28 protein-coding genes are annotated in these 25,119 nt (G+C 59.6%); 16 read left to right on the plus strand and 12 right to left on the minus strand.

Annotated elements, in window-relative coordinates:
• Positions 1-63: 63 nt before the first annotated feature.
• A complete protein-coding gene (gene hldE, locus G5182_RS08980) occupies positions 64-1,491 on the plus strand; it encodes a bifunctional D-glycero-beta-D-manno-heptose-7-phosphate kinase/D-glycero-beta-D-manno-heptose 1-phosphate adenylyltransferase HldE (RefSeq protein ID WP_043849643.1) in 1,428 nt (475 codons plus the stop codon).
• Between the two features lie 116 nt (positions 1,492-1,607).
• On the opposite strand, the gene tolC is transcribed toward hldE, so the two are convergent.
• Positions 1,608-2,930 carry an outer membrane channel protein TolC gene (gene tolC, locus G5182_RS08985; protein ID WP_227341446.1) on the minus strand — a complete coding sequence of 441 codons (1,323 nt, stop codon included), beginning with the start codon at positions 2,928-2,930 and terminating at the stop codon, positions 1,608-1,610.
• Positions 2,931-3,234: 304 nt separating this feature from the next.
• Between tolC and nudF the strand changes: the two genes are divergently transcribed.
• The 7 genes from nudF to parC all read left to right on the plus strand — a co-directional run bounded on the left by nudF (position 3,235) and on the right by parC (position 10,665).
• Positions 3,235-3,876, plus strand: a complete 642-nt coding sequence (gene nudF, locus G5182_RS08990; RefSeq protein ID WP_005335901.1) for an ADP-ribose diphosphatase — start codon at positions 3,235-3,237, stop codon at positions 3,874-3,876.
• Positions 3,839-4,327, plus strand: coding sequence for a DUF1249 domain-containing protein (locus tag G5182_RS08995; RefSeq protein ID WP_196783449.1), 489 nt, complete (start codon positions 3,839-3,841; stop codon positions 4,325-4,327). Before nudF ends, G5182_RS08995 begins: the two co-directional genes overlap by 38 nt.
• Positions 4,328-4,349: 22 nt before the next feature.
• The gene (cpdA, locus tag G5182_RS09000) at positions 4,350-5,168 is read left to right on the plus strand and encodes a 3',5'-cyclic-AMP phosphodiesterase (RefSeq protein WP_139433805.1); all 819 of its coding nucleotides are present in this window, start codon (positions 4,350-4,352) and stop codon (positions 5,166-5,168) included.
• A gap of 12 nt (positions 5,169-5,180) precedes the next feature.
• Positions 5,181-5,768, plus strand: coding sequence for a YqiA/YcfP family alpha/beta fold hydrolase (locus tag G5182_RS09005; RefSeq protein WP_227341445.1), 588 nt, complete (start codon positions 5,181-5,183; stop codon positions 5,766-5,768).
• Positions 5,769-5,841: 73 nt separating this feature from the next.
• Entirely contained in the window at positions 5,842-6,240 is a 399-nt protein-coding gene (locus G5182_RS09010; RefSeq protein ID WP_227341444.1) for a GFA family protein, read from the plus strand.
• A gap of 136 nt (positions 6,241-6,376) precedes the next feature.
• On the plus strand, positions 6,377-8,287 hold the full coding sequence (gene parE / locus G5182_RS09015) for a DNA topoisomerase IV subunit B (protein WP_139474464.1): 1,911 nt from the start codon (positions 6,377-6,379) through the stop codon (positions 8,285-8,287).
• An 83-nt stretch (positions 8,288-8,370) separates the two neighbouring features.
• Complete coding sequence (gene parC, locus G5182_RS09020) at positions 8,371-10,665, plus strand: DNA topoisomerase IV subunit A (protein ID WP_201909745.1); 2,295 nt, start codon at positions 8,371-8,373, stop codon at positions 10,663-10,665.
• 48 nt (positions 10,666-10,713) lie between these two features.
• Here parC and G5182_RS09025 read toward each other — a convergent pair whose 3' ends face one another.
• The gene (locus tag G5182_RS09025) at positions 10,714-11,427 is read right to left on the minus strand and encodes a hypothetical protein (RefSeq protein WP_337073636.1); all 714 of its coding nucleotides are present in this window, start codon (positions 11,425-11,427) and stop codon (positions 10,714-10,716) included.
• Between the two features lie 502 nt (positions 11,428-11,929).
• Between G5182_RS09025 and G5182_RS09030 the strand changes: the two genes are divergently transcribed.
• The gene (locus tag G5182_RS09030) at positions 11,930-12,310 is read left to right on the plus strand and encodes a VOC family protein (protein ID WP_124241602.1); all 381 of its coding nucleotides are present in this window, start codon (positions 11,930-11,932) and stop codon (positions 12,308-12,310) included.
• A 105-nt stretch (positions 12,311-12,415) separates the two neighbouring features.
• On the opposite strand, the gene G5182_RS09035 is transcribed toward G5182_RS09030, so the two are convergent.
• The 5 genes from G5182_RS09035 to G5182_RS09055 all read right to left on the minus strand — a co-directional run bounded on the left by G5182_RS09035 (position 12,416) and on the right by G5182_RS09055 (position 16,973).
• Positions 12,416-13,903, minus strand: a complete 1,488-nt coding sequence (locus G5182_RS09035; RefSeq protein ID WP_421254341.1) for a peptide MFS transporter — start codon at positions 13,901-13,903, stop codon at positions 12,416-12,418.
• 525 nt (positions 13,904-14,428) lie between these two features.
• Positions 14,429-15,331, minus strand: a complete 903-nt coding sequence (atcC, locus tag G5182_RS09040) for a cold adaptation protein AtcC (RefSeq protein WP_421254342.1) — start codon at positions 15,329-15,331, stop codon at positions 14,429-14,431.
• An 11-nt stretch (positions 15,332-15,342) separates the two neighbouring features.
• Positions 15,343-16,110: a cold adaptation protein AtcB gene (gene atcB / locus G5182_RS09045; RefSeq protein ID WP_279488428.1), complete on the minus strand. Its 768-nt coding sequence runs from the start codon at positions 16,108-16,110 to the stop codon at positions 15,343-15,345.
• A 12-nt stretch (positions 16,111-16,122) separates the two neighbouring features.
• Positions 16,123-16,665, minus strand: a complete 543-nt coding sequence (atcA, locus tag G5182_RS09050) for a cold adaptation protein AtcA (RefSeq protein ID WP_421249639.1) — start codon at positions 16,663-16,665, stop codon at positions 16,123-16,125.
• Between the two features lie 23 nt (positions 16,666-16,688).
• Positions 16,689-16,973 carry a DnaJ domain-containing protein gene (locus G5182_RS09055; protein ID WP_005343121.1) on the minus strand — a complete coding sequence of 95 codons (285 nt, stop codon included), beginning with the start codon at positions 16,971-16,973 and terminating at the stop codon, positions 16,689-16,691.
• A 286-nt stretch (positions 16,974-17,259) separates the two neighbouring features.
• Here G5182_RS09055 and G5182_RS09060 point away from each other — a divergent pair, with 286 nt between their 5' ends.
• A complete protein-coding gene (locus G5182_RS09060; RefSeq protein WP_216952102.1) occupies positions 17,260-17,688 on the plus strand; it encodes an EF-hand domain-containing protein in 429 nt (142 codons plus the stop codon).
• 136 nt (positions 17,689-17,824) lie between these two features.
• Here the strand turns inward: G5182_RS09060 and G5182_RS09065 are convergent, their stop codons facing one another.
• Positions 17,825-18,568, minus strand: a complete 744-nt coding sequence (locus G5182_RS09065; RefSeq protein WP_216952101.1) for a DsbA family protein — start codon at positions 18,566-18,568, stop codon at positions 17,825-17,827.
• A 218-nt stretch (positions 18,569-18,786) separates the two neighbouring features.
• The gene (locus G5182_RS09070) at positions 18,787-19,164 is read right to left on the minus strand and encodes a hypothetical protein (RefSeq protein WP_421249636.1); all 378 of its coding nucleotides are present in this window, start codon (positions 19,162-19,164) and stop codon (positions 18,787-18,789) included.
• A gap of 181 nt (positions 19,165-19,345) precedes the next feature.
• Here G5182_RS09070 and G5182_RS09075 point away from each other — a divergent pair, with 181 nt between their 5' ends.
• The 4 genes from G5182_RS09075 to pspG all read left to right on the plus strand — a co-directional run bounded on the left by G5182_RS09075 (position 19,346) and on the right by pspG (position 21,423).
• Complete coding sequence (locus G5182_RS09075; RefSeq protein WP_128815929.1) at positions 19,346-20,074, plus strand: 1-acylglycerol-3-phosphate O-acyltransferase; 729 nt, start codon at positions 19,346-19,348, stop codon at positions 20,072-20,074.
• A gap of 210 nt (positions 20,075-20,284) precedes the next feature.
• On the plus strand, positions 20,285-20,947 hold the full coding sequence (gene pspA / locus G5182_RS09080) for a phage shock protein PspA (RefSeq protein ID WP_019446683.1): 663 nt from the start codon (positions 20,285-20,287) through the stop codon (positions 20,945-20,947).
• 2 nt (positions 20,948-20,949) lie between these two features.
• Complete coding sequence (locus G5182_RS09085; RefSeq protein ID WP_043826074.1) at positions 20,950-21,156, plus strand: PspC domain-containing protein; 207 nt, start codon at positions 20,950-20,952, stop codon at positions 21,154-21,156.
• 48 nt (positions 21,157-21,204) lie between these two features.
• Positions 21,205-21,423 (plus strand): envelope stress response protein PspG, encoded by a 219-nt coding sequence (gene pspG / locus G5182_RS09090; RefSeq protein WP_005335871.1) that lies wholly within the window; start codon positions 21,205-21,207, stop codon positions 21,421-21,423.
• Positions 21,424-21,513: 90 nt separating this feature from the next.
• Here pspG and G5182_RS09095 read toward each other — a convergent pair whose 3' ends face one another.
• On the minus strand, positions 21,514-21,858 hold the full coding sequence (locus tag G5182_RS09095; protein ID WP_421249635.1) for a GIY-YIG nuclease family protein: 345 nt from the start codon (positions 21,856-21,858) through the stop codon (positions 21,514-21,516).
• A 45-nt stretch (positions 21,859-21,903) separates the two neighbouring features.
• On the opposite strand from G5182_RS09095, the gene G5182_RS09100 reads away from it, so the two are divergent.
• Positions 21,904-22,638: a substrate-binding periplasmic protein gene (locus G5182_RS09100; RefSeq protein WP_421172392.1), complete on the plus strand. Its 735-nt coding sequence runs from the start codon at positions 21,904-21,906 to the stop codon at positions 22,636-22,638.
• Here the strand turns inward: G5182_RS09100 and rarD are convergent.
• Entirely contained in the window at positions 22,620-23,510 is an 891-nt protein-coding gene (rarD, locus tag G5182_RS09105) for an EamA family transporter RarD (RefSeq protein ID WP_042052465.1), read from the minus strand. The genes G5182_RS09100 and rarD overlap by 19 nt on opposite strands.
• A gap of 99 nt (positions 23,511-23,609) precedes the next feature.
• Between rarD and G5182_RS09110 the strand changes: the two genes are divergently transcribed.
• On the plus strand, positions 23,610-24,197 hold the full coding sequence (locus tag G5182_RS09110) for a uracil-DNA glycosylase family protein (RefSeq protein ID WP_421254343.1): 588 nt from the start codon (positions 23,610-23,612) through the stop codon (positions 24,195-24,197).
• A 3-nt stretch (positions 24,198-24,200) separates the two neighbouring features.
• Here G5182_RS09110 and G5182_RS09115 read toward each other — a convergent pair whose 3' ends face one another.
• Positions 24,201-25,058, minus strand: coding sequence for a DMT family transporter (locus G5182_RS09115; RefSeq protein WP_005335858.1), 858 nt, complete (start codon positions 25,056-25,058; stop codon positions 24,201-24,203).
• Positions 25,059-25,119 lie beyond the last annotated feature (61 nt).

Genomic DNA, 25,119 nt, shown 5'->3' on the forward strand with positions numbered 1-25,119 from the left:
CCTCAAATAAAAGAGTGTGATAAAATCGGCGACTGATTTTTCAGGTTTTGAGAGTCGATACAGATGAAGATCACCCTGCCCGAGTTTGAAAAAGCCCGCGTTCTGGTCGTTGGCGATGTCATGTTGGACCGTTACTGGCATGGCCCCACCGGCCGGATCTCCCCCGAGGCGCCGGTGCCCGTGGTCAAGGTTGAACACATTGAGGAGCGCCCGGGTGGCGCGGCCAACGTGGCCCTCAACTCCGCCGCACTTGGCGCTCACGCTGTGCTGCTTGGCCTGACCGGTCAGGACGAGGCAGCCGATGCCTTGGCTGGCCAGATGGCTGGCGTCAAGGTGGCCTGTGATTTCGTTCGTCTGGCCGACTTCCCGACTATCACCAAGCTGCGGGTGCTGTCCCGCAACCAGCAGCTGCTGCGTCTGGACTTTGAAGAGCCCTTCCACTCCGTCGATGCCACCCTGCTGATGAGCAAGGTCGAGCAGGCGCTGCCGAATAGCGACGTGATGATCCTCTCCGACTACGGCAAGGGTGCTCTCAACGACGTGCCCGGCATGATCCAGCGCGCCCGAGCCGCCGGTATTCCGGTGCTGGTCGACCCCAAGGGTACCGACTTCGAGAAGTACCGCGGCGCCACCCTGCTGACCCCCAACATGTCCGAATTCGAAGCCGTGGTGGGCAAGGTGAAGAGCGAAGAGGAGCTGGTCGCCAAGGGGCTGGATCTGGTCAAACGCTTCGAGCTGGATGCTCTGCTGGTCACCCGTTCCGAGAACGGCATGACCCTGATCCGCGAAGGTCAGCCGGAGCTGCATCTGCCGGCTCAGGCTCACGAGGTTTATGATGTGACCGGTGCCGGTGATACCGTCATCTCCACTCTGGCTACCTCGCTGGCGGCAGGCAAGAGCCTGGACGAAGCCTGTGCGCTGGCCAATACCGCAGCCGGTATCGTGGTCGGCAAGCTGGGTACCTCTACCGTCAGCCCGGTCGAGTTGGCCAATGCCCTCTACACCGAGCAGGAGACCGGCTTCGGCGTCATGTCCGAAGCCCAGCTGAAAGTGGCGGTTCGTGCCGCCCGTCTGCGCGGCGAGAAGGTAGTGATGACCAACGGTTGCTTCGACATCCTGCATGCCGGCCATGTCTCCTATCTGGCCAACGCCGGCAAGCTGGGGGATCGCCTGATCGTGGCGGTCAACACCGACGAGTCGGTTCGCCGTCTGAAAGGGCCGGGTCGTCCGGTCAACCCGACCGAGCGCCGTATGGCCGTACTGGCTGCGCTGGGCGCGGTGGACTGGGTTGTGCCCTTCTCCGAGGATACCCCGCAGCGCCTGATCGCCGAGATCCTGCCGGATCTGCTGGTCAAGGGCGGCGACTACAAGCCGGAAGATATCGCCGGTTACGCCGAAGTGACTGCCAACGGCGGTGAGGTCCGCGTCCTCAACTTCGAGGATGGCTGCTCCACCACCGACATCATCAAGACGATCCGCGAGCGCGGCTAACGTTCTGCTAGCCCCGCAATCTGGCGGGGCTCACTATCGGCGGTAGCAAACCGGCAGAAATACGGATAACAAAAAGGCGACCTTGCGGTCGCCTTTTTCATGTCCGATAACGGCTATCAGCCTTTGGCTTTTGCCGTGGCAGGCATCAGACCCTGGTTCACTTCCACCAGGTCCTGCGCTTCCAGAATACCGGCAGCCTGTTTCAGGCTCAGGATATTGAGGATGTAGTTGTAACGGGCTTCGGAGAGTTTCTGCTTGGCTTCATACAGCTTGCGAGTGGAGTCCAGCACGTCGACGATGGTACGGGTACCCACTTCGTAGCCGGCTTCGGTCGCCTTCAGGGCGCTGTCGGCGGAGACCACAGACTGGCTGTAGGCGCGCACCGAGCCGATGCTGGCGTTCACGTTGTTGTAGGAGGAGCGCACTGTGCTCTGCACCGAGCGGAAGTTCTTCTCCAGCAGTTCGCTGGCCGCCACGTAGTTGTATTGAGCCTGTTTCACCTTGGAGCTGGTGGCGCCACCGCTGTAGATGGGCAGCTTGAAGGTCAGACCGATATTGGCCTGATTGTCATTGCCGCCGCTCTGAATACTATCCAGCTTGTAATCGGTATTGCTGGTTTGCAGTCCGGCACCCAGATCCAGCGTCGGCTCATGGCCGGTTTTGGCCAGATCGATCTGCTCCTTGGCAATGTCCTTGCTGATGCGGGCACTGTGCAGTTGCAGGTTTTTGTCCAGCGCCAGCTCCAGCCACTTGTCGGAGCCGAAGGCGGTCTTTTGCGGGCTGAAACGATCGGTGTTCAGCACGTCCAGATTGCGGTGATCAACACCGGTCAGCTCGCGCAGGGTCTCGTAGCTGTTGTCCAGCGAGTTTTCTGCATTGATCTCGTCGGCCAGCGCCTGGTCACGGGAGGCTTCTGCTTCATGGACGTCGGTGATGGCGGTCAGGCCCACTTCGAAACGCTGCTGGGTTTGCTCCAGCTGACGCTCTACCGCAACCTTGTTGGCACGGACGAACTCCAGGGTATCCATCGCCTTGAGCACATCAAAGTAGGCTTTGGCGGTGCGCACCATCAGGTTCTGGATCTCGAGGTTGTAGGCGACATCTGACTGGGTGGCCTGCTTCTCGCTGATATCCAGATTGACCCAGTTACTGCGACGATAGAGGGATTGCGACAGCGTCACCTCGCCCTTGGCGTTGGTATTGCTCTGGGTATCGTTCTTGTTTTGCAGATAATTGAGCCCGGCACCCAGATCGATCTGGGGCAGCAGAGGGGCACGGGATTCGTTGATCTTCTCGAAGGCCTGGTCGCGAACGGCTTTGGACTGCAGCAACTGCGGGTCTTTGATCTGGGCTTGCTGGTAGATGTCGAGCAGGTTTTCGGCATGGGCACCGGCACTGACGCCCAGCAACACCATGACTGACAAAAGTGTTCTTTTCATAGATCGTTTTAACCTTATGTAGTAACCCAAACTGGTTGCTGGAGAGGCAAATATTGTCACCGACCAAGCTTGATTGCAGCTTAATCACTCTACTATAAGCAAAATTTAATGCTAAGAGTCTCAGGTCCGGTGACGGGAACGTCAAGAACCGGACGCAGTTTTCTCCCCGCGCGCCTAGCCAAATGGTCTGTGGCTGCTAAAATCCACCCCTCATTACCATGGCACGCCGAGTGAATGAACGTTCATTCATGTTCCTCGGATTTTATGGTCAAACTGATACAAGTCAAGCTGACGGGAGCCCCGGATGTCGCAGCAACCCTTGCCGCAAGATCGGCATTACGCCGCCGATGATGTGAAAATCATTGAAAAATCAGCTGGATATAACGGCTTCTTCAAGGTGAATGTCTATCGTCTGCAGCATCGGTTATTTGCTGGCGGCTGGAATCAGCCCATCGTGCGCGAGCTGTTCGAGCGGGGCCATGCTGCCGCGCTGCTGCCCTATGATCCGGTGCGCGACCAGATCGTGTTGGTGGAGCAGTTCCGTATCGGCGCCATGGAGACCAGCCCGACCCCCTGGTTGCTGGAGCTGGTGGCCGGCATCATCGACGAAGGGGAAACCGCCGAGGCGGTGGTGCGCCGCGAAGCGGTGGAAGAGGCCGGGATCGAGGTGGCCCGCTGCGAGCATGCCATCAGCTATCTGGTGAGCCCGGGCGGCAGCACCGAGCGGATCGAGGTCTTTGTGGGCGAGGTGGATGCCAGCAAGGCCGAGGGGCTGCACGGTCTGGCGGATGAAGGTGAGGATATCCGGGTGCACGTGGTGAGCCGCGAACAGGCCTATGCCTGGCTCAAAGAGGGGCGCATCGACAATGCGGCCTCGGTCATTGCCCTGCAGTGGTTAGCCCTCAACCATGGCGAGCTGCGCGCCCGCTGGCTGGCGGATCGCTGAGGTGGCGCTGACCCTGCAACAGAGCAGGCGCTATGTGCCTGATCTGATGTCCTTGCAGCGTACCTGCGAGGTCAACTACATGGCATTGATGAAACTGCTGCCGCCTGATGGGGAAGTCGGCGCCGAGCGCCGCTATCGGGTCGGCAACGATCTGCAGTTCCAGCTCACCATCATTGGCGAGAGTCGCTTCACCAATCAGGTGATCCTGAGCCAGCACAACCCCGAATTGCCCGAATATTTACAAGCTCAGATAGAGATTCGTTTGTATCATGATGTGCGGATGGCGGAAGTGTGTGCAGCGCAACAGATTTCTCGTTTGCAACCACGTTATGATTATCCCAATAAAAAGATGCACCAGCGGGACGAAAAGGAGCAGGTAAATCTGTTTCTGGCCGAATGGCTAAAATTTTGTCTCAGACATGGTACCAGCCCGATCAATATCTCCAGTTGAACAAATAAAAAGAAGCGTGATTTTGGAAACAGAGCTCCCCCAGGCGCAGGACGGCAGTGTGCGCCTGTTGCAAATTACCGACACCCACCTCTTCGCGAGTGCCGAAGGGCGGCTGTTGGCTGTGCGCACCGCAGAGAGTCTGGCCGCCGTGCTGGAACAGGTGCAGGCCAATGAACACCCCTACGAGGTGATTCTGGCGACCGGCGATCTGTCGCAGGATCACAGCCCGGAATCCTATCAGCGTTTCGCCTCCATGATGGCGCCCCTGGGCCGCCCCATCTACTGGCTGCCCGGCAATCACGATGACAGCCCGCTGATGACCGAATATCTCCATGCCGCCGGGATCAGCGAATCCAAGCAGCTGGTGGGCGACCACTGGCAGGTGATCCTGCTCGACACCCAGGTGCGCGGCAAACCCCACGGCATGATTGGCGATCACCAGCTGGCCGCCCTCGACCGTGCCCTGCGTCAATATCCTGATCGCCACGCTCTTATCACCCTGCACCATCAGGCAGTGCCGGTGGGCTGTGCCTGGCTGGATCAACACAATCTCAAGAATGCCGATGACCTGTTCGCCGTACTGGCCCGTCATCCGCAGCAGAAGACCATCCTGTTTGGCCACGTCCATCAGGAGTTTGACGAGGTGCACCGCGGGGTGCGGCTGATTGCCAGCCCCTCTACCTGCATTCAGTTCAAACCGCTATCTGACGGCTTCGCGCTGGATGAATCCGGCCCGGGCTGGCGCTATCTCACCCTCTATCCGGATGGGCGGGTAGCCAGCGAGGTGTGGCGCCTGCCGGTGGGGCAGTTCGTGCCCGACCCCGACGCCACCGGTTATTGAGGAGCGCATTCCATGAAGTCGGTTCTCCTTTATCTGCACGGTTTCAACTCCTCACCGGGCTCCGCCAAGGCGCAGCAGATGGCTGTCTGGGTGGCCGCCAATCGGCCCGACATTGAGGTGATCATTCCAGCCCAGCCCAATACGCCAGCGGCGGCCTGGGCGGCTATCGAGCAGACCATTGCCGATCTGCAGGGTCGTTATGGTAGTGAATTCAAGCTCGGCGCCGTGGGTAGTTCCCTCGGCGGCTTTATGGCGACTCGGGTGAGCGAGCGGTACGGCTGCCGCGCTGCGCTGATCAATCCGGCGGTGCGCCCGCACGAGCTGCTCTGTGACTACCTCGGCCCCCAGACCAATCCCTATACGGGTGAGCAGTATGTACTGCTGCCTGAACATATGGATGAGCTGCGGGCACTGGCGGTACCGGTGACGGCGCCGGAGCGACTCTGGATCCTGCAACAGCAGGGGGATGAGGTGCTCGACTATCGCAAGGCGCTGGATGAATACCGCTTTGCCCGCCTCTCGCTGGAGTGCGGCGGAAACCACGCCTTTGTGGCGTTCGAGCGCTACCCCGCCCAGATCATCCGTTTCCTCGGGCTGTAGCCAGGTTACGGCGGCTGACTATCTCCAGTCAGTGTCGGGCATAGTGGCAATCTGATACCAGCAAGGAGGCTGGATGATAAAGCGTATCGGTAATACCCTCATTCAAGAGCAGCACAAGGCCAGTTGTCACTGCGGGGCCGTGGTGCTGGAGCTCACCCTGCCGGATGGGGTGGTGGATCCGCGCCGCTGCGACTGTTCGCTCTGTCGGCGGCGGGGGGCCATTGTCGCCTCGGTGCCGCTGTCGGGCATCCGAATTTTGCAGGGGGAGGAGGTGCTGCGCTGCTACCAGTTCAACACCCGCACCGCGAAACACTACTTCTGCGCTATCTGCGGTATCTATACCCATCATCAGCGCCGCTCCAACCCTGCCCAGTATGGCTACAACCTCGCCTGTCTCGAGGGGGTCAATCCGTTTGAGTTGGGTGAGGTACCGCTGCGCGACGGGATCAACCATCCTGCGGATCGCGAATAAGAAGATACGGGGCGACCCGAGAGTCAGCCGTTGAGTCAAGCTTGACCCTTCAGATCAAGCTTTCGGTGCGGGGAGTTTGTTCTACCCCCGCCTAGCAGTTAAGATTCCCTCCAAACGTCAATTCGCAAGGCCCTCCATGTCTACTCAATACAATGCGGATGCCATTGAGGTCCTCAATGGCCTTGAGCCGGTGCGTCGCCGCCCCGGCATGTATACCGACACCACCCGGCCCAACCACCTCGGCCAGGAGGTCATCGACAACAGCGTCGATGAAGCGCTGGCAGGTCACGCCCGCAATCTGGAGGTGATCCTGCATGAAGACCAGTCCCTCGAAGTGATCGACGACGGCCGCGGCATGCCGGTCGATATCCACCCGGAAGAGGGGGTCAGCGGGGTGGAGCTTATCCTCTGCAAGCTGCACGCGGGCGGCAAATTCTCCAACAAGAACTACCAGTTCTCCGGCGGTCTGCACGGGGTGGGTATTTCGGTCGTAAACGCCCTTTCCGATCGGGTCGAGGTGACGGTGCGCCGCGACGGTCAGGTCTATGACATCGCCTTCGAGCGCGGCGAGAAGGTGCAGGAGCTGACCATCACCGGCACCTGCGGTCGTCGCAACACCGGCACCCGGGTGCGCTTCTGGCCGCAGGCGAGCTACTTCGATTCGCCCAAGTTCTCGGTCACCAAGCTGGAGCACCTGCTCAAAGCCAAGGCCGTGCTCTGCCCCGGCCTCACCATCAAGTTCCTCGACAAGAACACCGGCATCAAGCTGGAGTGGTGCTACGAAGATGGCCTCAAGGATTATCTGGTCGACGCGGTCAAGCAGTTCACCTGCCTGCCGGAGCAGCCCTTTATCGGTTCGTTCAGCTCAGAACAATCGGCGGTGGACTGGGCGCTCTGCTGGTTGCCGGAAGGGGGCGAATGTCTCGCCGAATCCTATGTGAACCTCATTCCCACCGCGCAGGGTGGTACTCACGTCAACGGTCTGCGTCAGGGGCTGCTCGACGCCATGCGCGAGTTCTGCGAGTTCCGCAACCTGCTGCCGCGCGGGGTCAAGCTGACCCCGGAAGATATCTGGGATCGCTGCGCCTACATCCTCTCCATCAAGATGCAGGATCCGCAGTTTGCCGGTCAGACCAAGGAGCGCCTCTCCTCCCGCCAGAGCTCGGCGTTCGTCTCCGGCGTGGTGAAGGATGCCTTCAGCCTCTATCTGAACAGCAACACCGAGCTGGCGGAGCAGATCGCCGAGATCTGCATCTCCAGCGCCCAGCGCCGGATGCGTGCCGCCAAGACGGTGGTGCGCAAGAAGATTACTCAAGGCCCGGCGCTGCCCGGCAAGCTGACCGACTGCGGCTGTGCCGACCCCATGCAGGGGGAGCTGTTCCTGGTGGAGGGGGACTCCGCGGGCGGCAGTGCCAAGCAGGCGCGGGATCGCGAGTTTCAGGCCATCATGCCGCTGCGCGGCAAGATCCTGAACACCTGGGAGGTGGAGGCCGGTCAGGTGCTCGCCTCGCAAGAAGTGCACGACATCTCGGTCGCCATCGGTCTTGACCCCGACTCCAACGACCTCAGTGGCCTGCGCTACGGCAAGGTGTGCATCCTCGCGGATGCGGACTCGGACGGTCTGCACATCGCTACTCTGCTCTGCGCCCTGTTCGTAAAACACTTCCGTGCGCTGGTGGAGAAGGGCCATGTCTATGTGGCCATGCCGCCCCTCTACCGGATCGATATCGGTAAAGAGGTCTACTACGCCCTCGATGAGGACGAGAAGAACGGGGTGCTGCAGCGGGTCGAAGCCGAGAAGAAGAAAGGCAAGGTGATGGTGACCCGATTCAAGGGCTTGGGCGAAATGAACCCGAAACAGCTGCGGGAAACCACCATGGATCCCAACACCCGCCGTCTGGTGCAGCTCACCATGGATCCGGCAGGGGAGAGTGAAGGGGATGCGGCTGACGAGACCCTGCAGCTGATGGACATGCTGCTGGCCAAGAAGCGGGCGAGCGATCGTCGCGAATGGCTCGAAGAGAAGGGCAACCTCGCCATCATCTAAGCCGTCGGCCAGCCCTCTCGGGGCTGGCAAGCATTTAGCCGGAGTCGCCCTGTGGCGGCTCCCGAACCGAAAGAGAAAATCACATGAGTGATGCTATCGAGCTCAGTCTGGACGGGGTAGAGCGCCAGCCAATGCGCACCTTTACCGAACAGGCTTACTTGAACTACTCCATGTACGTCATCATGGATCGGGCCTTGCCGCATATCGGCGACGGCCTCAAACCGGTGCAGCGGCGCATCATCTACGCCATGAGCGAGCTGGGGCTGTCGGCGCTCTCCAAGCACAAGAAGTCTGCCCGTACCGTGGGTGACGTGCTGGGTAAGTACCACCCCCACGGTGACAGCGCCTGTTATGAAGCCATGGTGCTGATGGCCCAGCCCTTCTCCTACCGCTACCCGCTGGTGGACGGTCAGGGCAACTGGGGTGCGCCGGACGATCCCAAATCCTTCGCCGCCATGCGTTATACCGAGGCGCGGCTGTCGCGCTTCTCCGAGCTGCTGCTCTCCGAGCTGGGGCAAGGCACGGTGGAGTGGACGCCGAACTTCGACGGCACCATGAAGGAGCCGGTGGTGCTGCCTGCCCGTCTGCCGCACATCCTGCTCAACGGGGTGACCGGTATCGCGGTGGGGATGGCGACCGATATCCCGCCCCACAACGCGCGGGAAGTGGCCTACGCCTGTGCCGAGCTGCTCGACAACCCCAATGCGGGGCTCGATGTGTTGATGCAGCACATTCAGGGGCCGGACTACCCGACCAACGCCGAGATCATCACCCCGCGCGACGATATCCGCAAAATCTACGAGACCGGCAAGGGCTCCATCAAGCAGCGGGCGGTCTGGAGCGAGGAGGATGGCGACATCGTCATCACGGCGCTGCCCCATCAGGCCTCCGGCGCCAAGATCATGGAGCAGATCGCCGCCCAGATGGTGGCGAAAAAGCTGCCGATGGTCACCGATCTGCGCGATGAATCGGACCACGAGAACCCGACCCGTCTGGTGATCGTGCCGCGCTCCAACCGGGTGGATGTGGAGGGGCTGATGGCCCACCTGTTCGCCACCACGGATCTGGAGAAGAACTACCGGGTCAACCTCAACATCCTCGGCCTCGACAACCGGCCGCAGGTGAAGTGCCTCAAGACCATCCTCAGCGAGTGGATCCAGTTCCGCCGCGAGACGGTGCGTCGCCGCCTGCAATTCCGCCTCGACAAGGTGCTGGCTCGCCTGCACATCCTCGAAGGCTTGCTGATCGCCTACCTCAACATCGACGAGGTGATCGAGATCATCCGTACCGAGGATGAGCCGGGCAAGGTGATGGTGGAGCGCTTCAACATTACCGAGACCCAGGCCGAAGCGATCCTCGAGCTGAAACTGCGCCATCTGGCCAAGCTCGAAGAGTTCAAGCTGCGTGCCGAACAGAACGAACTGGCCGAAGAGCGCGACAAGCTGGAGCTGATCCTGGGCTCCGAGCGTCGCCTCAACACCCTGCTCAAGAAAGAGCTGCTGGCCGATGCCGAGAAGTACGGCGACGATCGCCGCACCCCGCTGGTGGAGCGGGCCACCGCCGTCGCGCTGACCGAGAAAGAGCTGGTGCCGAGCGAGCCGGTCACCGTCATCCTCTCCGACAAGGGGTGGGTGCGCGCCGCCAAGGGCCACGACGTGGATGTCGAGGGGCTCTCCTACAAGGCGGGGGACAACTACCTCACCCACGCCTTTGGCCGCAGCAACCAGCAGGCGGTGTTCCTGTCGAGCTTTGGCCGCACCTACTCGCTGGAGGCGCACACCTTGCCCTCCGCCCGCAGTCAGGGCGAGCCGCTTACCGGCCGCTTTGCGCTGGGGGCAGGGGAAGAGGTGCGTCATCTGGTGATGGGCAACGAAGGCGAGCCGTATCTGATCGCGAGCGACGCCGGTTACGGTTTTGTCTGCACCTATGACGATCTTATCGGCAAGAACAAGAACGGCAAGGCGCTGCTCACCGTGCCGGAAGGGGGTCTGGTGATGGCACCCCAGAAGATTGGCTCGCCAGAGACCGATCTCTGCATGGCCATCTCCAACGAGGGGCGCATGCTGCTGTTCCCGATGAACACCCTGCCGGTGCTCGGCAAGGGCAAGGGTAACAAGCTGATCAGCATTCCGTCGGCGCGCGTCAAGGCGCGGGAGGAGTTTGTGGTGATGGCCGCCGTCATCCCGCAGGGCCAGTCGGTTACCCTGTTTGCCGGCAAGCGCAAGCTCACCCTCAAACCCTCTGATCTCGACTACTACCGCGGCGAGCGCGGCCGCCGCGGCGCCAAGCTGCCCCGCGGTTTGCAGCGGGTCGATCGTATCGAGATTGAACCCGCTGCCGGAACCGAACCGGTAGCCGGGGAAAATCAGGAAGGGTAATTAATATAGAAGGGTGCGAAAGCGCCCTTCATTTATAAATATATGTGTTTATTTATATTTTGGAAGGCATTCAATATCTAATACACAGATACTATTATTTTTTTCCTCATCAGTTATTTCTGTTGTCGATAATAAAGAGTGCTTCCTCGAGTAATCGTACATTCTACCTAATTTAGCATGTAATAGACATATGTCGTTAGCATGGCTTGAAAATGTACATTCTGTAATTAGGTTGTTTTTATCTTTCATGCTCTCAATTCTTGCGCGTGTTATTTGCATGTCAGATAGTATTGATGCCATGAATTTTGCTTCAGTTTCATGCTCATGAATCATGCAGTTTTTAAATACTTCAAAAACCCATTCTTTTGGTGGAATGGGGGGTTCATGGTTTTCTTTGGTTGTTGATGTATCTATCTGGTGTTTTTCACTAAGAAAAATAAATTCATTTTTTAGGTATGTAGCTAATTCGGTACAGTAGGTGTGTAGCTCTGACAAGGCTAATGGCAGGAGAGATTTTGCGGCGATTAGTTCTCTGTATCTCTTCGCATTTTCAGAATATTGAGCTGCGTATATTGCAAGTACGGCAGCCAAAAGAGCAATCATACCTGAGTTGAATGTCTGCCAGCGATCCCAGACTTTCTGTATTTCAAGCCAAGAAAAATCAGTCATTATCAATGGGGCAGTAATCATTGCATTCACCCACAAGAAAATAAAAGCAAGTGATAGCGATTTAATTAATTTTATTTTCGTTGTATGTGTCACGCTAGGAATCCTGAAGTTTGAATTTTATTATTCTATTCAAGGTGGAGTAACTAGTCTAGCTAGATGAAGCAACCGAAGAGCCGTAGATCGCGAAAACAGGTTACCGTAATTCTACCGGTGCTCCAGCTGATCTCTTCTCTATATCCATCGCCACCGAGATTGCACTGCGGACGATTACGCTTCGCTAATCGACCCTACGCGCTCCTGCTTGATTTAACGCTCTGCTGCTTGTCGATGGTTTGCTCTCCCTCCTCACCGACCTTTCTCCCCTTATCTATGGCAAAGAGTGGGAGAAGGAAGCAGAGATCGCAGCCATTTTGGTATGGCGTGACAACTAGGGCCAAAGGTTGGCATGCACTTGTCCCCTGCGAGATCGCGCTTCTCAGCGCACCATCTGGTCTTTTGACCCGTCTGCGTGGATCTGATGGATGGCTTCATGGCAATAATGGGGGCATGATTCGGTCTGCACGGTGCTATCGCTAGCTAACAAGGAAGGGGTTAGATGGTAAATATTGGGATGCATTTTGAAATTCCGGTGACGGATATGCAGCGGGCAATCGCCTTTTATTCTGCTGTTTTTGATATCGAGTTCGAGCGTGCTGATATCGATGGCAATGAGATGGCGCTATTCCCGCTTATTGATGGTGCTGAGGGCTGTTCCGGTGCGTTGGCTAAAGGGGAGAGCTATGTTCCGAGTCTGGATGGCACGCGTATTTATCTGACCGTGAACAATATTGATCGTGTCATGGCGGCTGCTCTATCGGCGGGCGCCAAGTTACTTTATCCCGTGACCCTGGTGGGGGAAGCCATCAAGGTGGCCGAGTTTCAGGACTCTGAAGGTAACCGGATTGCCTTGCTGGATAAGGCGATTTGCGCTGATTAGCGAAGTCTAAACGATCCATCCCACCAAAAGCAGAGGCCCCGCAATCCATGATGGCGGGGCCTCTGGTCTTCTCTGCGGCTCACGCCGCCAAGTGGTTCAAACCGATCAGACGGGGATAGCTGTCGCCGCCGGAGGCGGGGTGATTTTCGAGGCGATCAGCTGGCGCAGGCGGGGCACCAGCAGTAGCAACACCACGCCGCCCGCCAGCGAGCCCCAGCCGAGCATATTGAATACCGAGCTGTAACCCGGGTTGGTGGCGATCGGGGTGCTGCCGATATTTTGCGGCATGGCGCCGGAGACATAGCCAGCCAGCACAGAGGCGACGCCGGTCACCATCATCCAGCAGCCCATCATCAAGCCTTGCAGGCTGGCGGGGGCCAGCTTGCCAATCATGGCGTAGCCGATGGGGGAGATCAGCAGCTCGCCAAAGCTCTGCAGCACATAGCTGATGGCGATCCACTTGAAGGCGACCAGCCCGTCGGCCCCCGCCAGATGGATGCCGATCGGCAGCACCAGCATGCCGAGCCCCATGCAAAACAGCGAGGCTGCAAACTGGGAGGGGATGTCGATATTCCACCCCTTCTCGCGCAGTCGCTTGAACAGCAGCGCCATCAGCGGGCCACCGATAACGATGACGAGGGTGTTGATGTTCTGGATCCACTGGGGCGCGACCCGCAGCCCGAACACGCTGAGGTTGATGTTGTGCTCGGAGAAGAGCATCAGCCCCATGGGCGCCAGCTGGTAGAGCGACCAGAAGATGAGGGAGCCGAGGGCAAGGATCAGGTAGGCCACCATGCGGCTGCGCTCGGCGGCGTCCGGGTGGCGGGCGGTCATCACGCAGAGCAGCACCAGCACCACGGCCCCCAGGATCAGCACGAAGCTGCCGCTGAAGCTGGCGTGGGTCAGCAGCAGCCGCAGCGCCGGCACCAGCATGGCCAGAATGGCGATCCCGGCCAGCATGCGGCGGTAGAAGCCGCTCCCTTTGACATGGCGCAGCGGGGTACTGATATCCGCCAGAATCGGCCAGCAAGCGAAGGTGGCGATGATGGCGATGATGTTGCCCAGCGTGGCAAACAGGAACAGGGTGCGGTAATCCTCGGTGAGCTGGAAGTAGCCCGCCACCGTGAAGCCGATAAAGAAGCCCAGATTCATCCCGGCGTAGTTCCACAGGAAGGCGCTCTCGCGGCGGTGATCATCCGGGGCGAAGCGCTGGGTCAGCATCATGTTGAGGCAGGTGACGTTGAGGCCGCTGCCAGTGAGGAACATGGCGAGCCCCCAGTAGAGGCCGGTGATCCCCATCTCGGCGATGAAGTAGCAGCCGATCACCTGCAGCACCATCCCCATCACGAACAGGTTGCGGTTACTGAGGTAGCGCCCGCCGAGATAACCGCCAAACAGGTGCAGGCCATAGTTGAAGGCCCCGAAGACCCCCATCATGGCGTTGGCCTGGGATTCACTGAAGCCGAGCCGCTTGGTGGCGTAGAGCACCAGGGTGGAGTAGAGCACGGCAAACCCCAGGGTCGAGAAGGTCTGGATAAAGAACAGCGCCCCGGAGCCGGGGGGAATGGTGGGGTGTTGATTCGAAGCGCTCACGGTCTGTCTCCTGTGAGAGAAGAAAATCATTACTCGTCCTGAGAGCGTACCGGTCTGCTGCCGGCTAGCCTTGTGCGCTTCCATGCTGGTCTGAAGGCCGGTCTGTCATTTAGCGGCCAAGCGGTACAAATAGCCATACCTGAAATTTAATCCGGCGCGATTAATTGCTTTTTATTGATCTATTCCGCCTTTTTATGCGTTATTGGGTCGCGGTTTTAGCTCGGCTTACCACGCGATTGCGGCACGGTTGATGTGATCCAGTCGGCTATTTGGTGCTGATTCTGGCGCTGTAGCGGGATCTGCGTCCCGCTTTGTTGTCCCGAAACGCAGCTGGCGCCAAGTGGTTGTATCGCAGGTTGTTTATTCATCCTTGGGCATTGAGTGAATAAATATCGGGAAGGTAAGGGGAAGCCCCAGGGTGACTTGCGCGTGTTCTCTCTTTGTTTGGGAGAGGGTGAGGGGAGGATAGAACAACGCCCGGCGGGCCGGGCGTTGTGGTGCGACTGATGGGCGGCGAAAGCGGCCTTAGAAGTCGTGGTAGAGCGGCCAGCCGAGCAGCGGGTGCTTGAGACCGGCGCGCATCTCGACGTTGTCGAGCTTCTCCGGCGAGGCGTTCTCTTTTTGCAGCAGCTGGTACTGGCGCACAAAGCCGAGGGTGTGGAGCAGGTTGGGCACAAAGCCCGGGCTCAGCTCCTGGCGCAGGGCGGCGGCCATGTCGGCAGGCAGCGCGCTCAGCATCAGGGCGAGCTGGGCGGCGAGGTAGTCGGTGTCATACCAGCCCTCGTCGAGCTCAATCTCCCGCGCCAGCTTGCGCTTGAGATCCTGCTTCACCTTGAGGGGGGCGGCGCCACTGCCCTTGCCGCAGAGGATGCGGTAGAGCAGTGCTTCGGCCAGTTTATCCTCCATGGTGGGGTGGTCGCTCTCGCAGGCGAAGAAGTGCTGGTCGATGAGTTCCATCAGGCGGCTCTTGTTGTGCTCGGTCAGCGCCTTCTCGTACTCCTGCCACCCTTGCCACTCCTCCACATCGGGCGGGCTCGAGATCTTGTCCAAGAGCCGCGCATCCACGTCACCGTAGAGGCTGTTGCCAGTCTGCTTGGGGCTGACGGTGATGAGCATCGACCAGCCCTTCTGGAACGGCTTGATGGGGCCTTCCGGTGCCTGCAGCAGCGCCAGCGCCTTGGCCAGATCCCGCGCCGAGAGCTCCTGCAACCCGAGGCTCACCACGCCGATGACGTCGTGGGCCGCCTGCTCCAGCAGGTGCATCTTGTACTTGTTGTAATACTTGTCGGCGAATTTGAGGCTCATCAGCACCGCCTTGCCCTTGATGGCGGCGAGCTGTTGCTGACTCAAGAGTTCGTTGTCGCGGCCAAAGCGCAGCACCTGGGTCAGAAAGGGGCCCTGGTTGGCATCGCGAATGACTAACTGCATGAATGGGCTCCTTAATCCAGAAAGCTGAACATGTCGTCGACGTCGCCGTACTCGTCTTCCTCGACCTTGTTCTTCTCTTTGGCCTGCATCACCAGTTCGGCGGCAAACTTGTTGATGATGCCGTCCCAGCTGGAGTGCTCGTTGCGCAGCAGCGCCTTGATGGCTTTCTCCACCTCGGGGGCCAGCTCGCGAATAAGCATCAGGAGGCTGCGCGGGTCGTCCAGCGCATAGTCGTGGGCATCTTCGCTCTGCTGGCGCTCGCTGTAGCGCAGGGACTCTTCGAGATCTTCCTCTTCGGCGTGCAGCACGTCGCGATAGCCTTCGTCCTCTTCATAGCGATCGCCGCGATAGAACTCGATAAAGGGGATGGCGAGGTAGAAGAGGCCGGCCGGATCTTCGGCTACGCATTCGAGGATCTCGCGCTGCTTGGCTTCGCTATCCTGGGTGCGGATCAGGTAGTTGAGGAAGTCGAAGGTGTGCTGTTGCAGCTCGTCGGCGTTGTTCTTGATCGCCTCTTCCCAGTAGAGCGGCTGCTGGCAGACGATGTCGCGGATCCGCTCCGGGGTCATCAGCTCGGAGATGATGGAGGGGAAGGAGATGTCGTGCTGGCCGTTAATCTGGGTCAGGGTAACGATATCAATGTTTTCAATCACTTCTGCCAGCTGGTCGTCAGACATGGTCTTGGCGATCAGCTCGAACTTCTCGCTGGCCTGCTTCGGCTCGATAACGGCCAGCTCTTTGATCTCGATGGCGGTAATTTCTATCAGACTGTTGCTCATGCCTTGCCCCAATTAGAAACGGACTTCGTCGTACATATCCTGATCGCCGTCGTCATCACCATAGCGGTCACTGCCGCCATGGTAGTCGGCGTCGGCATCTTCCCCGTCTTCCTCTTCTTCGTCGCGCAGTTCATAGTCGTCATCACTGCGGTGGCTGCCGCGCGGCAGCGGGTTGTCGAGCAGGAACAGCACGGCGCAGGCTTCCATCAGCTGATCTTCGCTCTGGGCCCGCACCGCCTTGACCAGCGGCAGGGCGGCGTTGTTGAAGCCGACGCTCACCTTGAACTCGTCCCAGCTCGGCTGCTCGCCGCTGGCGAGCCACTTGTTCCACTGCGACTTGGCCTTAGCCGGGAACTGCACCCGGCCATAGAGGGCCAGCGGCAGATACTCGGGCATAAACTCCAGCATGCTCATATCGGCCAGCAGCAGGCTCTTCATCTGGTCGGTGAACTGTTCCAGCCCCTTGGGGTCGTCCTGATCCCGGTAGGATTCGATGTTTTCGCTGGCATCGCTTTGCAGCGACTTGAGCCGCGCCTGGTCCCATCTCTTTTGCATAGTTGCTCTTTCTGCCTGCTGTTTCAGGGGTAGAACTGATCCCACATCTCCTGCATGGCGGAGGCGGGGTCGGTCACGATGACGTTGTTGAAATCCTTGATAAAGGCGGCCCGCTGTTTCGGATCGGACAGCACTTCATAGGCCTGCTTTACCTGGTGCAGCTTGATGGCTGCCTGCTCTTTCTCTTCTTCACTGGCCCCGTGCAGCTTGTCGGGGTGGTACTGGTTCGACAGCCGACGATAGGCTTTCTTGATGTCGTTTTCGCTGGCGTTGGACTTGACGCCCAGCACCCGAAAGTAGTTGTTCATGGCAGATCCTGCATCACTGGCATCATAGGATTCACGCTGCGAGTGCCTGATGGTGGGGATTGGCAAATCAGGCACGGCAAAAACCCGTCATTTTAACGGAAACCTCCTGCCATCGCCATGAATAGGACGCAAGGTCACTGGCAGAAAAGCGTGACGGGGCACCTTGGGATCTGTCTCCCTGTCGGGAATAGTCCAGGGACTACACTACAGGAGGCGCCGGGGATTATCTTGGCGATCGTCAGTTGGCCTCGGCCGTACCGAGACCCTTACTAAGGAATGGACAGCCATGCTCAAATTTTATCTTCTGCCTATGGTGCTGCTTGGCGGTTTCGCCATCGCTGCCGATGAGAGCATCGATGAGCCCTTGATGTTCATCAAGGGGGACATTACCAAGGCACAGTTTATGGAAAGAGCCGAGCAGCGTTTCACCCGGCAGGACAGTGACAAGGATGGCACCCTCTCGATTGCCGAGAGAGAGGCAGCCATGGCCAAGATGCACGAGGCAATGCAGCAGTCAGGCAAGGCCATGCCTGGCAAGATGGGGAACATGGGCAACATGAGGCCGATGCAGGACACGACCAGGGAACAGTTCATGGCGCATCATGAGGCCCTCTTTACCCAAATGGACAAGAACGGAGATGGTGTGCTTGACGAAGCCGAGCGTACCAGTGCCAGAGGGCGGCTCGGGCAGGGGATGATGGCGCCCGCCCAATAGAGCTGGTTTGTCACCTTTCCTTCCTGAAAAAAGAGCCCGGTAGTGATACCGGGCTCTTTGCATGGAGACGGGGTGACCTGAGGGCTCACCATTGCCGCAGTGCGAGCGCCTCCAGCCCCTGCGGGCGACCCCGACCTTAGCTCTGCCTGGCCAGCTCGGCCTTCACCAGCTGCTCCAGCTCCTCATAGGGGATGGCGCCCGACACCAGCTGGTTGCCGATCAGGGTCGCCGGTGTGCCCTGTACACCCAGCAGGGTGCCAATGCGCAGGCTGTTGCGCAGCTCCTCGGTGGCTTTACCCTCCGGTTTGAGTGCCACATTGCCGGTGGCCGCCAGCGCCTTGTTGATGTCCGCCTCGGTCAGCATCCCCTGCTTGCTCATCAGCTTGTCGTGCAGGGCGAAGAAGCGGGCGGGATCCTGTTGCCACAGGGTCAGGCTGTACTGGGCTGCCTTGGCGGAGCTCTGCCCCTTGAACGGCAGCAATTTGATCACCAGCCCCAGATCATTCGGATAGGCCTTGAGCAGCCTGGTCAGCTGGGGATCGAACTGCTTGCAGTAGGGGCAGTTGTAGTCGGTAAACAGCACCAGCGTCAGCTTGGGGTTTTTGGCACCCAGGCGCGGGCTGGTTGCGCTGTTGAACAGCACATCCTTGTTGCCCTTGATGAAGTTGCCAAGCTGGGCCTCCTGGGCTGCGGCATTCTGCTTCTCCCAGGACTCGGCCGCCTCGTCGAGGATCTTGGGGTTGGCGATCAGAGTCTCGCGGATCAGCTCCTTGATGCGTGCTTCCTGTTCAGGGGTGAAGGGGGCCGCGTGCAGGGTCGGAGCCAGCAGGGTTGCGCAGAGAGAGGCCAGCAGGGGCAGGGCGCTCAGAGTCGGTTTCATGGATACTCCTTAAAATCGGGTAGTGCCAGCCTGAAGTGGCCAGCCTTGTGCAAGCTAGTCGGCAGTCATCGTGGTTGCGTCGGGGCAGCAAGGTATTCCCCTGCAACAACGCCATGCCGTAAATCTGTTTTCAGTACGCCGCAGTCGTGCCCCGTTGGTGCAAGAAGGCGGCGATGGTCTCGCAAACATGAGTCATGACCAATGGCAAAGAGCCGGAATCATTCCCGCCAGATGCAGAGGGTGAGGTGCAGACGCCGCTCGGGCGGCGAGATGACTCTGGGAGGGGGCAGTGGCGGTGTGTAGCGCCAAAGGGGAGCCAGCAGGGCGATCAGCACCGCCACGGCAAAGAAGAGCTGTTCGACGCAGAGCAGGGTGGCGGCGCTCAGCCACTTGCCGTTGAGCTGGCAGCTGGTGGGCTGCGGGCTGGCCGGTTTGGCATCCTCTTGATCCGTTGCCGAGCCTGGAACGGGCAGTGCCTGACAGCTGAGGGCGTGATCGAGCAGGGCAAGCCGGGCCAGCGGCTGGGCCGCACAATTGAGCACCAGCAGGCAGACCAGCAGCAGGAGATGTTTCGCTACCCGTTGTTGCAAAATCATGTTCGCCCCGTCCATCAAGATGGGGCCATCCTAACGACCAATGGCGGGTGGGGCAAGTCGGCGACGTATTGATGTGCAGGACTGTGTGTGGCGCGACGGGGTGGTCGGTTCTGTTTGGCGAACGCTTGTTCGCTAAAAGGGGGATCAGTATACTGCGCCGAGTTAAAACTCGAGGTGTTCGATGCTCAAAATTGCCCGTGTGCTGCTGCTTGGTCTGCTGCTCATTTTCTGGTTCCTGTTCGGCCTGCTGCTCTGTCTGGTTCGTCCGCGCCATCCCAACAACGTCTATGTTTTCGCCCGCATGTATCACGCGGTCTGCCCGCTGATCGGGCTGCGAGTCAAGGTGACGGTGGCCGACGAGGTCAAATCGGTCGGCCCGGCGGTCTACGTCTGCAACCACCAGAGCAACTTCGACATCTTCACCGTGACCGGTGCTGTGCAGCCTGGCGTGGTGGCAGTGGGCAAAAAGAGCCTGCTCTGGTTGCCGCTGTTCGGCCTTATCTTCTGGCTCTCCGGCAACGTGCTGATCGACCGCTCCAACCGCTCCCGTGCCATCGGCACCATAGGTCAGGTGGTGGATCGCATCAAGAACCGCGGCACCTCCATCTGGATGTTCCCGGAAGGGACCCGCTCCCAGGGGCGTGGCCTGCTGCCATTCAAGGCGGGCGCTTTCCACACTGCGGTACAGGCTGAAGTGCCCGTGGTGCCCATCGTCTGCTCCAGCTACTTTGGTCAGGTCGACCTCAATCGCTGGGACAACGGCGAAGTGCTGGTGGAAGTGATGGCGCCGGTCTGCAGCAAGGAGCACGGAGCCAGCGGCATTCGCGATCTCTCCGATACCTGCCGCGCCCGGATGGAGGCCAAGCTGACCGAACTGGACCGCAAGCTGGGCCACAGCCACGCCGCCTGACGGATATCGCAGACGAATCGACAAGGGAGCCACAGGCTCCCTTTTTTGTTGGTAAAAATCACCACCAGGTTGGCTATTCTCACCAACAAGCCCATCTTGAATTTCCTCAGTAAATTCCCATCTATATGTAAAAAAACAATAATTTTTCTTGGCACGGCTCTTGTAATGCTATGGGAAGAGATAGCCATCCCATCAACAAGGAGCCAGACCATGAGCGTATTCAGCCGCCTGACCGACGTGATTAATGCCAACCTGCACAGCCTGCTCGACAAGAGTGAAGAGCCGGAGAAGATGCTGCGCCTGATGATCGAAGAGATGGAGCAGGTGCAGGTCGAGATGCGTACCCAGGCCGCCCGCGTGATTGCCGAACAGAAACAGCTGGAGCGTCACCAGCAGGCGTTGCAGGCGCAGATCCTGGAGTGGTCGGCCAAGGCCGAGCTCGCCATCCAGAAGGGACGTGAGGATCTGGCCCGCGCCGCCCTTACCGAGAAGCTGGCGGAGGTCAAAAAATGTGAACAGCTGGAGCAGGACAAGGCCCGGGTCGCCGAGGTGCTGGCCCAGCTCACCGCCGATAGCGAACGGCTGGCGGCCAAGCTGACCGAGGCGCGCGAGAAGCAGAAACTGCTGACCCTGCGCGAGCAGACTGCCCACAGCCGCATTCGTGCTCGCGCCCAGGTGGACAACCAGCGCATGCATGAGCTGATGGCGCGCTTTGATGGTTTTCAGGGCCGGGTCGATCAGCTGGAAGCCCAGCTGGAGGCGGCCACCCTGGGGCAGAATCCCTCGCTGGAGGCCCAGTTCCGCGAGCTGGAGCTCAATGACGAGATCGAGCGTGAGCTGGCTCGCCTCAAAGGCCAGAAGGCGGAGGTGTAATCATGAGCCCCTGGCCCAAGGATCTGGTGCATCGCAAGCTGACCGGGGTCTGCGCCGGTATTGCCAGGCGGTTGGGGGTCTCCAGAGTCACGGTGCGGGTGGTGGCACTGCTCGCCCTGATCCTGATGCCGCCGCTGGCACTGGCCGCCTATCTGCTGGCGGTGCTGATGATGCCGCCCCGTTATGAATTGAAGCGCTGGCTGGATTGACCGAAGGGTTGACCAGTCGGCAGACAAGGTACTGATAAGGAGCAAGTTATGCTGGAATTTTTCATCTTGCTGGTGGTGCTGCTGGTCATGGCACTGACCGGTTTTACCCTGGTAGCCATGTTGCTGGTGAGCGGTCTGTTCGTGCTGCTTGGGGCACTGGGCGGCATGCTTGCTCTGATCATCAAGCTGGCTCCCTGGTTGCTGCTGGTACTGGCGGTTTGCTGGCTGATCAGCAACCGCAGCAAGCGTTCCAATACCTACCTCTAACCCGCCTGAGGTTGTGCAAGACGTTGTGTGATGCTCCCTGATTTCCCCTTTCCGGCCACTCATCGAGTGGCCTTTTTTTGCCTGTCGTCCTCAAGGCTGGGTGGCTGCGGGTAACCACTGGGGGCTCCAGCTCTGCCAGAGTGCCGGGCTGTAGATCAGCTGCTCCTTGAAGGATTTCGGCTGCTGCTTGAGGCGATATTCGAGGCGCAGAGCCGCCCCCTTCTCGCCGACTTCCTGTTGCCACGCCAGCGTCAGTGGCCCCTTGCCGCGCAGGGCGCGAGCGCCCTTGCCACTCTGGTGCTGACGAAGACGGCGCAGCGGATCCGTGCTGATCCCGGTATAGAGCAGGCCGGTAGCGGTGCGCACCATATAGATAAACCAGCGAGAAGAGGGGGGAGAGGCGTGCGGGGATATCCCGTCAGGAGGTTTTATCATTTGTACTTCTCTGTGCCAAACTCAAAAGCAGTGCAAGGAGGTGCGATGAGAGTCTGGTTCTGGTTGTGGTTACTGTTGTCGGTTCCGGCTCTGGGGGAGACGATCCGTCTCTACGATTACCATCAGCATCCGCCCTTCAATACCGGAGTGGATGCCGGACTGAGCCGCGAGCTGGTCAAGTATCTCAATGAAAAGTTGGGGGGGGAACCCAGAATCGAGCTCTGGCTGGTTAATCGCGCCCGGCTGGCGCTGGAGATGGCGGATCCCGACTTTGATGGTCTGGTGGTCTGGGTCAATCCCGCCTGGGTAGGGGATCCCCATCGCGAGCGTTATCTCTGGACCTTTCCGGTGATGCGCGACACCAACGAGCTAATCTCGAACATCGACAAGCCGATCACCTATCGCGGACCCGACTCCCTCAAGGGATTGGTGTTCGGCGGGGTGGAGGGCTACCGCTATCAGGGGATCGACGATGCGGCAGCAAGGGGAGAGCTGGAGCGTCACGATGCCAAGAAGGTGAAGACCAATCTTGAGCTGCTGGTGCGCGGCCGCATCGATGTGACCATGGTGCCTGGCTCCGCGCTGGGCTTTTTCATCGACTCAAACCACTATCAGGGCAAGCTGTTTATCTCGCCATTCCCCCAATCCAGCTATACCCGCCATATCCTGCTGCCCAAATCTCGCCCAGAGCTGCATGCCACCCTCAACGACATCGCCGAGCAGATGGACAAGGATCCCCGCTGGCACAAGGTGCTGGAGTCCTATCGCGGTACGCCCTGAGGGCGGCGCTTGAGCCGGTGCAGCGGCAACAGGCTCACCAGCAGACCTGCCCAGACGAAGGCGAAACCGACCGCCTTGATGGGGTCCGGCGCCTCACCAAACCAGTAGATGGCGAGCAGGAAGGCGAGGCTGGGCTCGATATATTGCAGCAGCCCCACCGTGCTCATCCGGGTTCTCGCCACCGCATAGCAGAAGAGCCCCACCGGCAGCAGAGTCGCGGGCGCACTGCCCATCAGCAGCAGCTTGTCGGCCAAATCCCCGTTCACGAATGCCCCTTCCCCGTGCCACGCCAGCGTGCCGATGATGATGAGCGCGACGGGCAGTTGCACCATGGCTTCCAGATAGAGGCTGGTGCCGGTGTCGTAGTGGATCTTCTTCTTGATAAGGCCGTAGCAGGCGAAGTTGGCCCCCATGATGAGGGAGAACCAGGGGAGCTGGCCGTAGCAGAACAGCATGTAGGCAAGCCCCGCCAGCGCCAGGGCGACTGCCAGATGCTTTTGCGGGGTGAGTCGCTCTTTGAGGAAGATGACGGCGAATACGATATTGAACAGCGGGGTCATAAAGAAGGCGAGGCTGGTGGTCAGTACCTGTCCGGTGGTGAGGCACCAGGTGAACATGCACCAGCTGATCGACATCACTGGACCCGCCAGCAGAATGAGGCCGAGCTGGCGCGGCTCGCTGCGCAGTTGTGCCCAGGGCACCTTGTGGCCAAGCAGCAAAAACAGGGCACCCAGCAGCACCACAGACCAGAGCACCCGGTGGGAGATCAGCTCCCACATGTTGACCTCGGGCATGAATTGATAATAGAGCGGCAGCATCCCCCACAGGATGAAGGAGAGGGTCGCGGTGCCGGTACCTAGCCAGTTTTTCATTATTGTCCGTTTATTAAATTAAACATCCATGGCGATAGTAGGGGGAGTGCCCTGTTTCCACAAGAGGGAAAGCAGGGAAATGCTGGTACTATCAACGTCATGCAGCGAATCGATAAGTTGTTTGAGCAAATCAGGGCCTGCCGTCTGTGCGAGGCTCATCTGCCGCTGGGGCCTCGTCCGGTGATCCGCGGGGCCGAGAGTGCCCGCTTGCTGATCATCGGTCAGGCGCCCGGCACCCGGGTGCATGCCAGCGGTATCCCGTGGGATGACCCTTCCGGTGACAGGCTGCGCCATTGGCTCGGTGTCGATAAGGCCACCTTTTACGACGAATCCCGCATCGCCATCATGCCGATGGGGCTCTGCTATCCCGGCAGGGGAAAATCCGGCGATCTGCCGCCGCGCCCCGAATGTGCACCCACCTGGCACGACAAGGTATTGATGCTGTTGCCCAATATCGAACTGACCCTGCTGATCGGCCAATATTCACAAGCCTACTATCTGCGGGGGGCTGCCAAAGGGTCACTCACCGACACGGTGCGCAGCTGGGCCGACTATGGCCCCGGCTGGCTGCCGTTGCCGCATCCCTCCCCACGCAATACCCTCTGGCTCAGGAGGAATTCCTGGTTCGAGGAGGAGATCGTCCCCCATCTGCAGCAAAGGGTCGCCCCGCTTCTGGGGAGACCCTGAGTATTAGAGCGCTGGCTCGGCCAGCGGTTTTGGCTTGCTGCGCGCCATGGCGATAAGTGGCAGGACGATGCAGATACAGCCCAGCAGCAGCGGCAGGCCCGGCTGCTCGTCAAACAACCATACCCCGATGGCCACCGCCATCAGCAGACCGGTGTACTCCGCCGAGGCGATCTTGCTAGCCTCCGCCTTGCGATAGGCCACCACGCACAATCCCGCATAGACCATGATCAGCGCCGAAGATCCGAAGGCGGGCCACCACATCTGCCACTGCCAGTCGCCCCCTTCCCACAGTGCCAGCGCCAGAATGAAGGGCATGCTCAGCACGTTGGTGAAAAACAGGGTCTGGGCGATGGGCTGCTTGAGCGGGATCCGCTTGATCAGCAGATTGTTGAGCGCCATCGACAGCGCTACCCCGAGCGCCGCCAGTGCGGCCCAGTTCACTTCGGTCGGGCGCAGCACGATCAGTACCCCGATAAATCCGATGACTGCGGTCAGCACCTTCTGGCGCGAGATCGCTTCCCCCGCCATCCACACCGCCAGCGGTACCATCATCAGCGGCGCGGCATAGAAGAGGGCGTTGGCAGTGGCGAGCGGCAAGCGGGTGAGGGCCACTACCATCAGACAGACGCCGACCGCCCAGATATGGGCCCGCAGCAGGTGCCACTTGATGGCCACCGGTGGATTGCGGCGCCATGACCAGAGCAGCCAGGGCATCAGCAGAATGGCGGCCGAGAGCTGGCGGAAAAAGACAAACTGGAAGATGGGCTGATCCGGCTCCAGTACCTTGACCAGCGCATCGGAAAAAACCGCCACCATATTGCCCAGCACCAGATAAAGGATGCCGATCCCTACTGCATTCATACCACCTCCCACTTCAGATGAGGGGAGGGTAGCGTGCCGGTTGATATCCAGTAAAATGATA

This window comes from Aeromonas sp. 600948, from assembly GCF_049174875.1.
GTDB classification, from domain to species: Bacteria; Pseudomonadota; Gammaproteobacteria; order Enterobacterales; family Aeromonadaceae; genus Aeromonas; species Aeromonas veronii_A.